Source organism: Mycobacterium sp. (assembly GCF_035603715.1).
GTDB lineage: Bacteria > Actinomycetota > Actinomycetes > Mycobacteriales > Mycobacteriaceae > Mycobacterium.
On the sequence record NZ_DATNJW010000254.1, the window covers coordinates 1 to 12,807 of the forward strand.

Annotated in this window: 13 protein-coding genes; 4 read left to right on the forward strand and 9 right to left on the reverse strand. The window is 64.8% G+C overall.

Annotated features, from left to right (window positions below; all coding sequences use genetic code 11):
• Positions 1 to 283: transglycosylase family protein (locus VN856_RS10705; protein WP_325688763.1), on the forward strand; the 283-nt coding region annotated here is incomplete at its 5' end.
• Between the two features lie 99 nt (positions 284 to 382).
• On the opposite strand, the gene VN856_RS10710 is transcribed toward VN856_RS10705, so the two are convergent.
• Both VN856_RS10710 and aspS read right to left on the reverse strand, forming a co-directional pair.
• Entirely contained in the window at positions 383 to 820 is a 438-nt protein-coding gene (locus VN856_RS10710; RefSeq protein WP_325688765.1) for a nitroreductase family deazaflavin-dependent oxidoreductase, read from the reverse strand.
• 28 nt (positions 821 to 848) lie between these two features.
• Positions 849 to 2,651 (reverse strand): aspartate--tRNA ligase, encoded by a 1,803-nt coding sequence (gene aspS / locus VN856_RS10715; protein WP_325688767.1) that lies wholly within the window; start codon positions 2,649 to 2,651, stop codon positions 849 to 851.
• Positions 2,652 to 2,700: 49 nt separating this feature from the next.
• Here aspS and VN856_RS10720 point away from each other — a divergent pair, with 49 nt between their 5' ends.
• Positions 2,701 to 3,582 carry an oxidoreductase gene (locus tag VN856_RS10720; RefSeq protein ID WP_325688769.1) on the forward strand — a complete coding sequence of 294 codons (882 nt, stop codon included), beginning with the start codon at positions 2,701 to 2,703 and terminating at the stop codon, positions 3,580 to 3,582.
• A gap of 29 nt (positions 3,583 to 3,611) precedes the next feature.
• Here VN856_RS10720 and VN856_RS10725 read toward each other — a convergent pair whose 3' ends face one another.
• The 4 genes from VN856_RS10725 to VN856_RS10740 all read right to left on the reverse strand — a co-directional run bounded on the left by VN856_RS10725 (position 3,612) and on the right by VN856_RS10740 (position 8,920).
• Positions 3,612 to 5,069, reverse strand: coding sequence for a hypothetical protein (locus VN856_RS10725; protein ID WP_325688771.1), 1,458 nt, complete (start codon positions 5,067 to 5,069; stop codon positions 3,612 to 3,614).
• A gap of 12 nt (positions 5,070 to 5,081) precedes the next feature.
• The gene (locus VN856_RS10730; protein ID WP_325688773.1) at positions 5,082 to 6,239 is read right to left on the reverse strand and encodes a sulfotransferase; all 1,158 of its coding nucleotides are present in this window, start codon (positions 6,237 to 6,239) and stop codon (positions 5,082 to 5,084) included.
• Positions 6,240 to 7,265, reverse strand: a complete 1,026-nt coding sequence (locus tag VN856_RS10735) for a 3-oxoacyl-ACP synthase III family protein (protein ID WP_325688775.1) — start codon at positions 7,263 to 7,265, stop codon at positions 6,240 to 6,242. It abuts the gene before it with no gap.
• Positions 7,266 to 7,414: 149 nt separating this feature from the next.
• Positions 7,415 to 8,920 (reverse strand): carboxylesterase/lipase family protein, encoded by a 1,506-nt coding sequence (locus VN856_RS10740; RefSeq protein WP_325688777.1) that lies wholly within the window; start codon positions 8,918 to 8,920, stop codon positions 7,415 to 7,417.
• 72 nt (positions 8,921 to 8,992) lie between these two features.
• Here VN856_RS10740 and ypfJ point away from each other — a divergent pair, with 72 nt between their 5' ends.
• Entirely contained in the window at positions 8,993 to 9,874 is an 882-nt protein-coding gene (gene ypfJ / locus VN856_RS10745; RefSeq protein ID WP_325688779.1) for a KPN_02809 family neutral zinc metallopeptidase, read from the forward strand.
• A gap of 1 nt (position 9,875) precedes the next feature.
• On the opposite strand, the gene VN856_RS10750 is transcribed toward ypfJ, so the two are convergent.
• Positions 9,876 to 10,886, reverse strand: a complete 1,011-nt coding sequence (locus tag VN856_RS10750) for an Rv2578c family radical SAM protein (protein WP_325688781.1) — start codon at positions 10,884 to 10,886, stop codon at positions 9,876 to 9,878.
• 128 nt (positions 10,887 to 11,014) lie between these two features.
• Here VN856_RS10750 and VN856_RS10755 point away from each other — a divergent pair, with 128 nt between their 5' ends.
• Positions 11,015 to 12,037, forward strand: coding sequence for a hypothetical protein (locus VN856_RS10755; protein ID WP_325688783.1), 1,023 nt, complete (start codon positions 11,015 to 11,017; stop codon positions 12,035 to 12,037).
• Positions 12,038 to 12,195: 158 nt separating this feature from the next.
• On the opposite strand, the gene VN856_RS10760 is transcribed toward VN856_RS10755, so the two are convergent.
• Complete coding sequence (locus VN856_RS10760; protein WP_163775238.1) at positions 12,196 to 12,480, reverse strand: WXG100 family type VII secretion target; 285 nt, start codon at positions 12,478 to 12,480, stop codon at positions 12,196 to 12,198.
• Positions 12,481 to 12,511: 31 nt separating this feature from the next.
• Positions 12,512 to 12,807 (reverse strand): WXG100 family type VII secretion target (locus VN856_RS10765; protein WP_325688785.1); only part of this gene is annotated, 296 nt, incomplete at its 5' end.

Here is a 12,807-nt window from a genome sequence, read left to right on the forward strand (position 1 = left end):
CGAATCAGGTGGCAACTGGCACGCGAACACCGGCAACGGGTTCTATGGCGGACTGCAGTTCAAACCGTCTACCTGGGCCGCCAACGGCGGCATCGGCGACCCGGCGACGGCTTCGCGCGAGCAGCAGATCGCGGTGGCGAACCGAGTGCTGGCCACTCAGGGACCCGGCGCCTGGCCCAAATGCGGCGGCAATGGCCAGCTCTTCCCGATCCAAATCGTCAACATCTTCTTGCACCCGGTGCGCGGCACGCTGCAAACGATCTTGTCGCTGGTCCCGCATTAAGGCATTTATGGCTGCGTGACCGCCCTGTGATAGGGGTCGTGATTGCCCCGTGACCGGGCGCCGCGAGAGCTCGGTTGACGGTCTAACTATCCGGCTCGGCTAACTCGCCGGCTGCAGCTCGAAGACCGGGATCACCCTCGATGTCTTCGCTTGATAGTCGGCGAAGCCCGGGGACGCCGCGGCGATCTGTCCGAAAAGCTCGTCACGTTCGGCCGAGGGCAATTCCCGCGCGGTGACGTCCGAGGAGTCGTTGCCGATCTCGATACGCGCCGCCGGGTTCGCCCGCAGATTGTGCACCCAGGCCGGGTTGACGTCAGACCCGGCGAACGACCCGATGATGAGCAGCTTGCCGTCGACGCGGAAATAGGCCAGCGGTGAGACCCGCGGCTGACCGGACTTGGCGCCGGTGGTGGTCAGCAGCAGCAGGTCCGCACCCTCGAACTGGCCCCCGACCTTGCCGTCGTTGGCACGAAATTCGTCGGCGATAGCTTCGTTGAACGCTTTGATCGTTTCAGTGTCAAGAAATCCTTGGGACATGCCACCTGAACCTAGCCGGGGCGGCTGTCTATTCCGGTTCGACGACCTTGGGTGTCCGCTCGGGTACGACGTCGATTCCCGACTCCTTGCGCTGTTGCGCGGTGATCGGCGCCGGGGCGTCGGTCAGTGGATCGACGCCGCCGCCGGACTTCGGGAACGCGATCACCTCACGGATGGAATCGGCTCCGGCCAGAAGTTGGACGATCCGATCCCAGCCGAAGGCGATGCCGCCGTGCGGCGGGGCGCCAAAGGTGAATGCATCCAACAGGAATCCGAATTTCTCCTGTGCTTCGGCGGCGCCGATGCCCATCATCGCGAACACGCGTTCCTGAATGTCGCGGCGGTGGATACGAATGGAGCCGCCACCGATTTCGTTGCCGTTGCAGACGATGTCGTAGGCGTCCGCAAGCGCGTTGCCCGGATCGCTGTCGAAGGTGGACTCCGACTCGGCCTTGGGCGAGGTGAACGCGTGGTGCACTGCGGTCCACGCGCCGCTACCCAGCGCCACATCGCCGGCCGCGGTCGCCTCGTCGGCCGGCTCGAACAGCGGGAAGTCCACCACCCAGGTGAACGCCCACGCTGCGGGGTCGATCAGGTTGAGCCGATGCGCGATCTCTACGCGGGCCGCCCCCAACAGCGCACGCGACGCTTTCGCCGGACCCGCCGAGAAGAAGATGCAGTCGCCGGGCTGCGCGCCAACATGCGCCGCCAGGCCGTCGCGTTCGGCGTCGGACAGGTTTTTGGCCACCGGCCCGCCCAGCGTGCCGTCGTCACCTACCAGCACGTAGGCCAGCCCCTTATGGCCGCGCTGTTTGGCCCATTCCTGCCAGCCGTCCAGCGTACGGCGCGGCTGCGAGGCGCCGCCCGACATCACCACCGCACCCACATATGGTGCCTGGAATACCCGAAAAGTGGTGTCGGAGAAGAACTCTGCGCACTCCACCAGCTCCAGCCCGAAACGCAGGTCGGGCCGGTCGGAACCGAACCGTCGCATCGCATCGGCGTAGCTGATCCGCGGCACCGGCAGCGGAAGGTCGTAGCCGATCAGCGCCCACACCGCTTTGAGCACCTGTTCGGAAATCGCGATGACGTCGTCGGCCCGGACGAAGCTCAACTCCATGTCGAGCTGGGTGAATTCGGGCTGCCGGTCGGCGCGGAAATCCTCGTCGCGGTAGCAGCGGGCGATCTGGTAGTAGCGCTCCATGCCGGCCACCATCAGCAGCTGCTTGAACAGCTGTGGGCTTTGCGGCAACGCGTAGAAGGAGCCGGGTTGCAGGCGGGCCGGCACCAGGAAGTCGCGCGCGCCTTCCGGCGTCGAGCGCGTCATCGTCGGCGTCTCGATCTCGACGAAATCGTGCGCAGCCAGCACGCCACGCGCCGCAGCATTTACCTTGGAGCGCAACCGAATTGCGCTGCCAGGGCCGTCGCGGCGCAGGTCGAGATAGCGATAGCGCAGCCGGACCTCCTCGCCGGCGGGCTCGTCGAGCTGGAACGGCAGCGGCGCGCACTCCCCCAGCACCGTCAGCGACGTCGCGTTGACCTCGATCTCGCCGGTGGCGATCTCCGCGTTTGCGTTGCCCTCTGGGCGGATCTCCACGACCCCCTCGACGGCCACACAGAACTCGGCGCGCAGCCGGTGGGCCTGAGCCAGCACGTCGTCGGCGCGAAACACCACCTGCGAGACTCCCGAGGAATCACGCAGATCGATGAAGATCACCCCACCGTGGTCGCGCCGACGCGCGACCCAACCGGCCAGGGTTACCTGTTGACCGGCATCGGTGGCTCGTAACGAACCCGCGGCGTGAGTGCGCAGCACAAATACTCCTTGCATACGGTGGGAACGACAGCCCAGTCTAGAGGCGCTTATTCCAAGGATCGTCATGGATATTGCAGTTGTGGGTCCCGGCGCGGTCGGTACGACGGTCGCCGCGTACCTGTCGGCCGCCGGCCACCAGGTATTGGTGTGCGGACGCACACCGCGGTCGCAGATCGAATTGCGGCCCGATGAGCACGATCCGATCGTGGTCCCGGGCCCGGTCCGCACGGATCCGGGCGAGATCACCGGCGGGGTCGGGTTGGTTCTACTGGCGATCAAAGCCACCCAGAACGCCGACGGGGCTCGCTGGCTGGCCCGCCTGTGCGATGAGAACACCATCGTCGTGGTCCTGCAGAACGGCGTGGAGCAGGTCGAGCAGATACAGCCGCTCTGCCCGTCGTCGACCGTCATCCCCGGCATCGTCTGGTTTTCAGCCGAGACGCAGGCCGACGGTTGGGTGCGACTGCGCGGAGAGGCCCGGCTCGCACTGCCGACCGGGTCTGCCGCGACGACATTCGCGGAAATCTGGCGCGCCGCCGGCGGCACCGCCGACTGCGATCCCGACTTCGTCACCGCCGCCTGGCGCAAGTTGCTGGTCAACGCCGTCGCCGGCCTGATGGTGCTGACCGGCCGCCGGGCGGGAATGTTTCGCCGCGACGACCTGTCCGAGTTGGCGCAACGGTATGCCGCGGAATGCCTGGCGGTTGCCCGTGCCGAGGGCGCGAAGCTGGGCGACGACGTCGCCGACGGCACCGTGGAGATGTTCCAACAGGCGCCCGCCGACATGGGCACCTCGATGCTGGCCGACCGCGAAGCCGGCCGCCCGCAGGAATGGGACATCCGCAACGGCGTGATCATCCGCAAGGCACGCGCGCACGACATCGCGACACCGATCAGCGACGTGCTGGTGCCCCTGCTCGCGGCAAGCAGCGACGGACCGGGTTAACCGCTCAATATCAAAAAGACGCCAACCTGCTAGCCCGACGCGGCGCTGAGCAAATCGTTGAGGGCACCGGCGATCGCATCCAACGAGGTGGGAATGGTGAAGTCCCCCAGCGGGGTCTGCAGGATATCCGTGATCACGGCCGCGCCGCCGGTGGTGGAGGGGATGTCGGTGTAGAGGCTCTCGATTCCGGTGTCACCGAAGATGACGGTCTCGAATACCGAGCCGATTGGAGCATCCGGATCTGATCCGGAGGTGACCAAGACTGTTTCGGTGGAGTCGTTGAACTCGTCCAAGGTGTTCGTGACGAGGGCACCAAAAGTGCCAGTCGTGCCGTCGGCGTTCGTGTAATCGAACATCTGCGTTCCCTGCACTGCGGCGTCCACCGGCGGAAGCCCGTTGACGCCGGTGAACTCCAGAGCGCCGATGGGATCGAGGTGGTCGCCGCCGGGAAGGTCGATAGCGGACGTGGTTTCGACCTGGACGGCGTCGAAGGTAGTGGGAATCTCGAAGTTCCCGAACGGGGTGACGAACGTATCCGTGATCACGTTTCCAGATGGTGAGGTGACGTCGGAGTAGACACTGTCGCTGCCGAGGTAATACATCGTGTTGAAGATCGAACCGACGCCCGGATCGTTTGCAACCGTGCCGAGGTCCTTGGTCACGAGGACGGCCTCGGTATAGCTGCCGAAGAAGTCCCCGGTGATCGTGTCGTAAGCGTTGAAGCTGCCGATCACATGTCCACTCGCGTCCGCAACATTGAACAACTGCGTACCGTCATCGGCCATCGCGAGCGGGGCAATTCCGGTTATCGAGTCAATCACCTGGGAGCCAACGGGAACGATGTCGACGCCGTTCCCGATCGGTACACCTCCCACGTCGGCGGCGGTAAGTTCGGCCGCGTTAAACGTGGTGGGAATGGCGTAATTCCCCGTCGGCGTGACCACGGTATCGGTGATTTCGTAGTTCCCACCGCCGGTGGGGATGGCGGAGTAAATGTTCGCGTAGCCGGTATCGCCGAGGGTGTAGGTGTCGAGCACCGAGCCGGCCGGCGGAGCGTCGGTGCCACTTGACGAGGTGACGAGGACTTCCTGGTTGGTGTCGCCGAAGGAATCCGTGGCATTGCTCTCGAAGCCGTTGAGTGTGCCTGTCGCATTGCTCGAGGTGTCGGTGTACGTGAAGCCTTGGTAGCCCTGAAGGCTACCGGGAGTGGCGGGAGAAGCCGTGTCTACTCCGAAGAATCCGTATCCGAAGATTCCGGTGATCGTCTCGATGCCAGTGGGATCGATGGTGTAGTCATCGGCGAAAGCCGTGGCCGCCGGCATGAACGCGACGCCCAACAGGGCACCAGAGGCCGCCGCGAAGACGCGTGCACTGCGACGTCGGGTCGTCGCGGAAGTCGCCTGGGCTGCCGCTAGACCGATCCGGAGGTCTAAAGACGCAGAGCACCAGAGCTTTTCGCGCTTCACCACCACCGAGTGTTTTCCCATTGTTCCAGTCCTTCAGACGAGGGTTTCAGGTCTTTCAATCTGCGGGACGGGACGTTCGTCGGCGTTGTTTGACAGGCCGAACGCCTCGTAGACGAACCCGAGGTCTTGTCGAATGCGTTCGGGCGCAATGCCGAATTGCTGGGGTGAGTGCTCGTGACGACTGGTGTAACTGCGCTGTCGCGCCGCCTGCTCCCGCACTTCTTCGACAAAGGCTTCGGTGGGCTTTATTTCGGTGAATTCGAGGATGCGCTCCATGGTCGGCTCGAGGTCGTTGATCAGATCCTCGTAGCGCACCACACACAGATTGCGTTCGGGGATCCTGCCGGCCGACTGCGCCTCGTAGAAGTAGCGCAACATGTCGCACGAGGCCTGGTACAGATTTTCCAGCCACCTGCGCTGGTCTTCTTCCTTCGTGCGATTCCACACGTCGTAGCCGTTCTCAAGCACACTGGCCAGCAACGACATTCCCGACGGAATGACCTCGACCGGGTCGCGGACGACGTACACGAGCTTGCAGTCCGGGTAACGCCGCAGCACCGCATCAAGACGCATGGTCAGCATGCTGGTCTTGGCGAGCACCCGGTTGGCGCCTTTGAGCGTCAGGTTCCGCCGCCAGCACGACTCGTAATACTTGAAGAAGCGGTCCTCCTCGTGCGGTGTGACGCCGTCGATCGCAAATTCGCGGCGAGACAGTCCGCTGCCCCAAGTGTCGCGCCAGGCAAGGAAGTACGCCCATGCGAATGGTCCATCCATGGTGCGGAAAAACCATGCCACGTCGTCGGTCTCGATGCCGCGCAGGCTGGTGTCGTGCACGTCGGAGGGGTGGTAGCGGGCCGGCGACAACTTGTCCAGCCGCGGCACGATCCCGCCGAGCAACTTGCGCGCGGTGATGGCCGGAAAGAGCATCTCCCACAGTTCAAAGGCGGCCATATCACCGGCACCGAGCAGTAGCCGGTGCAGAAATGTGGTGCCGCTGCGCGGATTACCGATGATGAAGATCGGTCGGTCGATCGGCTGCTTACGATGACTGGGGTAGAACACGTAGTCCAGAGCGAGCGTTATCGCTGAAATCGCCTGGCGCAGTTGCAAAAGCCCGAATGCGCCCAGCGGCCGAAACCACACCCCGAACGTCTTGCCGATTACCCGGTAGACACGTAGATAATGCAGCATTCAGCTCTCCCACACGGCGGAGGCGCACACGATCGTGAACCCTGATGCGGCGCTTGCGATCACGAGCTTGTCACCATTGTTGATGGCGCCGTGCTTCAGACGGTGATTGAGCGCGACCGCCCATGAGGTACTGGCGGTATTCCCGTATACCGAGTGCGTATGCACGCACGCCTCGGGCCGCGCACCGACTGCGTCGAAGACGCGCTCGAGGATCGCCTGGCTGGGTTGGTGGAAAATGTAGTGGTCGACGTCTTCGGCCTTCCAGCCCGCGGAGGTGAGGAGGCGCTGAATTTCTCCGGGCACGTGAACCGCAAGTGCGAAAAGCTCTTTCGAGCGCGATACAAAGTGGCCGTCGATCGGAGCCGAGCACAGGTCGTAATGCTCGGCAAGTGTCTTGTGCTGGAAGCCCAGCAGCCGAGCGCTGCCCGCCGGCAGCGACTCGCGGGTCACCAGGAATGCCGCGGCCGCGTTCCCGAGTGTCAGGCCGGCGGCCAGGTCCGCGACGTCGTCGAGCGTCTGGAGGTCATAGGTGACCCGATCGCGCCAAAGTTCGCCCGCACACACCAGCGCCGTTTTGATCTCGGGATGCAGGGCGAAGTAACCGGCGACGACGTGTATCGCCTCGACGAGCCCGGCGCAGGCACAGGTCACGTCGAACGCGTGTAGTGGCCTCGCACCGAGGCGCCCGGCGACCTCAGTGGCGGTCGCGGGCTCGAAGTTCTCGCGGGCAATTCCGCCGTACACCAAAAGGTCGATCTCAGACGCATCGAAGCCGTTCTCAAAAAGGCAGGCCGTCGCCGCGCGAGACGCGAACTCGCCAGGAGAAAGCGTCTGGTCGGGGTCGACATAGCGGACCTGGGTATTACATCGGCCCAGAACATACTGAATGCCTTGCGCGATCGAATCCCACTCAGGTCCGGTTCCCCGGAAGGATTCTCTTACCCGCGCCAACACCATCTCGTTGTCGAGGGCGGCGTCCGGAATAACAACCGCGGGCCTCGACAAGTACATACACGGAAGATTCATGCGGCGGCCTCGGGAGCCACATGAACGGGCAGATATTCGCTGGAATCCCGGGTCATCAGGACGCGCCCCCTTTCGGCAGTGCCGGTCGGCCGTTATCAATTAGCTTCACAAAATACCGCCCACCCGGTCGGCCGACCAGCGGAGTCCAACTAATCGGACCCTAGCAGTCCGTTCCACGCCGAGCGGCGGATCGAATCAGGGTCGTCGACCGTGACGTCAGAGAACGACCGAATGACGCGGGTGGCCCGTCGAGTTGTGTCGTAGCGGGGCCAGTCGCGACACCAAAGTTGGCGACCGGACCCGGCCGCGTCGGCGAATTGCCGCCAGGTCCTCTGCATCCGGCGGCCTACGGCCGGCGTCAACCATCTCCCCAGCGGATGCAGTCGTCGGCCCAAGTGCGAGCCATAGGTGTGCAAGATGTGCACGATCTCGCTGCCGTGAACGGCGCCAATGCCGGTCGCCCGCAGCGTCGCTGACGCGTGATCGAAGCGGTAGGCATAGGTGGGCGCGTGAGCACTGTAGGCATCGGCGAACGCCCACGTCGGGGCCACGAACATCGCGTCAGCGCCGATGCTCTCCAACGCGCGGCGGCGCGGATAGCCCGGGTAAGCCGCAAGCACCCGCGCCCTCGCCGCCGGCGCGAATCGCGCGAAATATTGATCGACGTTGGCCTGCGTGGTCGGGAGCATCGCCGTCTTGTCTCGAGCGAACAGCGACGCCTCGCGCCGATTGGAGCCGACGACCAACGGGACGCGGGCCGTCGCACCCGTCCGCGCGGCCTCGATCGGGTGCAGTGGCAGCAGCTCGACCCCGTAGGTCAGGCCATGCGCCAGCGTCGGTGTCGTCGCGACACTCGCGAGTTGTAATTCCCCTGCCGCACGGCGTAAGTCACGCTGCGGGAGCGTTTTCAACTCCCCCGCCGTCACCCCGAGCCGACCGAGAAATCGTTGCGCCTGCTCGGCGCGCGTCTCACGGTCGGCCATCATTGGCAGCGCCGGACTTTGCGCAATCGCCTGGGCGAAAAGACCTTCGGCGGCCGGGCAGGCGAGCAGAGCTAATACCGAAGTGGCGCCCGCAGATTCGCCGAACACCGTAACCCGGTTGGCGTCGCCGCCAAACGCCGCAATGTTGTCACGAACCCAGGCCAAGGCGGCGATCTGATCGCGCAGGCACAGATTGTCGTCGAAGCCGTCGCCGAGAGCGCCGAGCTCGAAACCGCCGAAAACCCCCACCCGGTAGGTGACATTGACGACCACGACGTTGCCGTTCGCAGCCAGCCGCGACCCGTCGTAGAGCTGTAGTTGGCCGGCGCCGTTGAGGAACGCCCCGCCGGGGATCCACACCATCACCGGTAGCGCGCCGGACACGTCCGGCGACCACACCGTCACCGTCAGGCAGGCTTCATCGCGAATCTTGGGGTCTCTGCGGTCAGCGGCGACCATCGAGCGGCTCTGCAGCGGCAACGGCCCGTGCTCGACGGCGTCGCGCACACCTGTCCAGGGCAGCAGCGGCACCGGTGCGGCGAATCGACGCTCACCGATGGGCTGTTGCGCGTACTGCACGCCACACCACACCGCTACGCCGCCTTCGAAAGTGCCCCGGAGATCGCCGACGGACGTGCACGCGAGCGCAGGAACTTCGGCAACCGCGGGCACGCCTGAATCGTAGTGTGCAAAGCTGATCTTGCCGGGCCACCAGCCACGCCGAAAACCGCAACGGAGAGTGCGATGACCTTCAACGAGGGTATGCAGATCGACACGAGCACGACGGCGTCGTCCGGGGGTGGAGGGCGAGGAATCGCGATCGGCGGCGGACTCGGCGGGTTGTTATTCCTTGTGGTTGCGCTGTTACTGGGGGTCGATCCCGGCAAAGTGGTCAACCAGTTGCCGGCGCCGAGCGCCAGCCAGGACGTCGCCCCCGGCTTCGATCTGAGCAAATGCAAGACCGGGGCCGACGCCAACCAGTACGTGCAGTGCCGGGTGGTCGCCACCGGCAACTCCGTCGACGCGGTGTGGAAGCAGCTGATGCCCGGATACACCCGCCCGCGGGTCCGGTTGTTCAGCGGTCAGGTCGACACCGGGTGCGGACCGGCCAGCACCGAGGTCGGCCCGTTCTATTGCCCGGTCGACAAAACCGCCTACTTCGACACCGGCTTTTTCGACGTGCTGCGCACCCAATTCGGTTCCAGCGGTGGGCCGTTGGCGCAGGAATACGTGGTAGCTCACGAGTTCGGCCACCATGTGCAGGATCTGCAGGGATCTCTCGGTCGCGCCCAGCAGGGCGCGCAGGGCGCCGGCGGAAACGGCGTGCGCACCGAGTTGCAAGCCGACTGCTATGCCGGCGTGTGGGCCCATTACGCGTCCACCACCAAGCAGGAAAGCACCGGTGTGCCTTTCCTGGAACCATTGAGCGACAAGGACATTGCCGACGCGTTGTCGGCGGCGTCGTCGGTCGGCGATGACCGCATCCAGAAGTCCGCCACCGGCCGGGTCAACCCGGAGTCGTGGACCCACGGCTCCTCGGAGCAGCGTCAGCACTGGTTCACCGTCGGCTACCAGACCGGCGACCCCAACCAGTGCGACACTTACCGCGCACCTGACCTGAACTAGCTCAGAACAGCGTCGGCTGTGGCGCCTCGACGGCTTGCGGTGGCGGGGCGGTATCGAAGCGCCGCTGATCGCCGGCCAGCCCGTAGGTGGCGATCAGCGGCGCCACCCTCGCGCGAAGCTCGTCGCGGTAGGACTGCGGCAAATACGCCCCACGCCGGTACAACTCGCGATACCGGCCGACCAGCTGCGGATAGGTGCGCGTCAGCCACGACATGAACCACCCGCGGGTCGATCCCCGCAAGTGCAGGCCGAAAACGGTGACGCTGACGGCCCCCGCCTGCGCGATCTGGCGCAGCAATCCGTCGAGATGCTCGACTGAATCGGTCAGATACGGCAGTACCGGCGCAACCATCACGTGACAGTCCAAACCGGCTTCGCGAATCGCGGCGACCAATCCGAGGCGGGCCTGCGGGCCCGGCGTGCCGGGCTCGACCTGCTTGTGCAGTTCGGGGTCACCGACCGCCAGCGAGACGGCGAGGCCGACCGGCACCTGTTCGGCCGCGTCGGCGATCAGTGGTAGATCACGGCGCAGCAGCGTGCCCTTGGTCAGGATCGACAGCGGCGTGCCCGCCGCCGCGAGCGCGCCGATGATGCCGGGCATCAACGCGTAGCGACCCTCGGCGCGTTGATAGGGGTCGGTGTTGGTTCCCAGCGCAACCGTCTCGCGACACCACGACTTTCGGGCCAGTTCGCGACGCAGCACATCGACGACGTTGGTCTTGACGACGACCTGGGTGTCGAAGTCGTTGCCGCAGTCGAAATCCAGATACTCGTGAGTCGGCCGGGCGAAGCAGTACCGGCACGCATGCGAGCAACCGCGGTATCCGTTGACGGTGTATTGGAAGGGCAACGCTGCCGCGCGCGGAATTCGGTTCAGCGCCGATTTACACAGGACCTCGTGAAACGTGATGCCCTCGAACTGCGGCGTCCGCACACTGCGGACGAAGCCGATGCGTTCCAAACCGGGCAGCGCGCCGTCGTCGACGTCGATGCTCTGGTGGTCCCACCGCATACTTTATTCGAACTCTTGTTCGAGTCTGTGTCAACCCCCGGGGCCGGGTTGGTCCCTGTCGCAATCAGCGTCTCCGCTCGTCGCCAATACGCCTGCGGCGAGCCGGTTGTCATTTAAGCTGGCTCATCGTGACGTCTGATACTGACGCCCCTAAAGAGAACAAACATCTTAAGTGGGCAATGGGTGGGGTGGCCGCGGTAGCGGTCTTGGCAACGATCGTCGCAGCGGTATTGCTCTTCGGTGGTGGGGATTCGGGGGCGCCCAAAGGCGGCTCGGATAGTGATTCGAGCCAGGAGACAGCCCCCGTGGCCAGCGCGAAAGATACCGGGCCCGTGGCGGTGATCACCGACGATCCGAGTTGCACGGCGTGGACGGCGATCAACAATCAACTGGCGAACGGTGGCCAGGGCTTGTGGAACGATCGCGACCGGTCGGTGCCCGCTTCGGCGTGGACGCCGAAGCTGCGTGCGCAATTCATCGCAGCCGGCCAGTCGCTGCGCGGCGCGGCAGCGCAAACGGTCGGCCTGGTCAAGCTGACGCCGCATCGGGTGATGCGTGAGCTCTACCAGCAGTTCATCGCGTATGCGCGCGCCTACTCCGAGCGGATCCCCAAATACACGCCGGCCGACAATAATTTGGCCGGCGCCGCGAACAGTGCCTCGTCCGCGCTGGGAGCGATCTGCGCCGCCATCAGCGACGGGTCGGCGGCGGCCCGCGGTCCGCTGGTGTCGCCGTCGCCGCCGCCGTCCGACATCGCCCCGGTCGGCAACCTGGCGAACCCGCAGCCCATGCTCACCAACGACAACTCCGTGTGCCGCGAATGGAAGTCGACGTTGGACGCGTTCGGCAAGCAAACCGCTGCGTGGCAGCAGATGGATCCCAATGTCCCGTCGATCTATTGGAATAAGGAGCAGAAGGAAGTCAACTACGCGGTCGGGCCCGTGATGAACTCATTTGCCAGCAAACTGGAACAGCTTGGCAAGCAGAGCGATAACGCGGTCTTCCAGGATCTGGCGAACGTTTCGGCCCAGTACCGTCGCGCGTTTGTCACGGCGCTCCCGACCTACACTCCGACCGACAATCACTTGGCCAACGCGGCCAACTTCGCCTCGACGACCATCCTTGGTGCCTGCGCCGCAGTTGCTGAGTAGACGCGTCCGGCGCCCACGGCGTCGCCACCTCGAACACTCAACAGCGGCAGCTTGTTTCGGCGTCTACGACAACAAGAGCGGCCGCGCAATGTGCCCAAAAGAAAACACACCGGGCATCACGATGCCCGGTGTGTTTCGAACCCTAGCTGGGTGAGGCGTCAGGCCCAGCTTGAGCCCACAGCGGAGTCGGTGGACGACATGTTGTTGCCGGCCGTCTGCACCTTCTGGCCGTGGGAGTTGGCCTGCTCGTAGATCACCTGGAAGTTCCGACCCAACTGGGTGATGAACTCCTGGCAAGCCACCGAGCCCGAGCCACCCCAGAAGTCACCGGCAGCCAGCACATCGCGGACGATGGACTGGTGCTCGGCCTCCAGCGAAGCGGCCTGGGAACGGATCAACGCGCCGTGGGCATCCACGTCGCCGAACTGGTAACTGATCGACATGAGTATTCTCCTAAGACGTTTCGGTGATCGGCTAGCTGGACAGGATCTGCTGCGAGGCCTGCTCTTGGCTCTCGTAGTTGTTCGCGTCGCGGATCAGCCCGTCCCGAACCCCGTGCAGCATGTTGACGATGTTGCGGAACGCGGTGTTCATCTGGCCCATGGTGTCGTACGAGGTGGCCTGAGCAGTACCGCTCCAGCTGGCCCCGGCGATGTTCTGGCTCGACGCCCACATCTTGCGAGCCTCGTCCTCAACCGTCTGCGCGTGCACGTCGAAACGGCCCGCCATCGACCGCATCTCGTGCGGGTCAGTCATAAAACGTGAAGGCA

Bases quoted from the DNA above. Each gene is read 5' to 3' on its own strand.
- VN856_RS10760 (WP_163775238.1), bottom strand. From the start codon at position 12,480: ATGTCGATCAGTTACCAGTTCGGCGACGTGGATGCCCACGGCGCGTTG.
- ypfJ (WP_325688779.1), top strand. From the start codon at position 8,993: ATGACCTTCAACGAGGGTATGCAGATCGACACGAGCACGACGGCGTCG.
- VN856_RS10730 (WP_325688773.1), bottom strand. From the start codon at position 6,239: ATGCTGCATTATCTACGTGTCTACCGGGTAATCGGCAAGACGTTCGGG.
- aspS (WP_325688767.1), bottom strand. From the start codon at position 2,651: ATGCAAGGAGTATTTGTGCTGCGCACTCACGCCGCGGGTTCGTTACGA.
- VN856_RS10720 (WP_325688769.1), top strand. From the start codon at position 2,701: ATGGATATTGCAGTTGTGGGTCCCGGCGCGGTCGGTACGACGGTCGCC.
- VN856_RS10710 (WP_325688765.1), bottom strand. From the start codon at position 820: ATGTCCCAAGGATTTCTTGACACTGAAACGATCAAAGCGTTCAACGAA.
- VN856_RS10735 (WP_325688775.1), bottom strand. From the start codon at position 7,265: ATGAATCTTCCGTGTATGTACTTGTCGAGGCCCGCGGTTGTTATTCCG.
- VN856_RS10725 (WP_325688771.1), bottom strand. From the start codon at position 5,069: ATGGGAAAACACTCGGTGGTGGTGAAGCGCGAAAAGCTCTGGTGCTCT.
- VN856_RS10750 (WP_325688781.1), bottom strand. From the start codon at position 10,886: ATGCGGTGGGACCACCAGAGCATCGACGTCGACGACGGCGCGCTGCCC.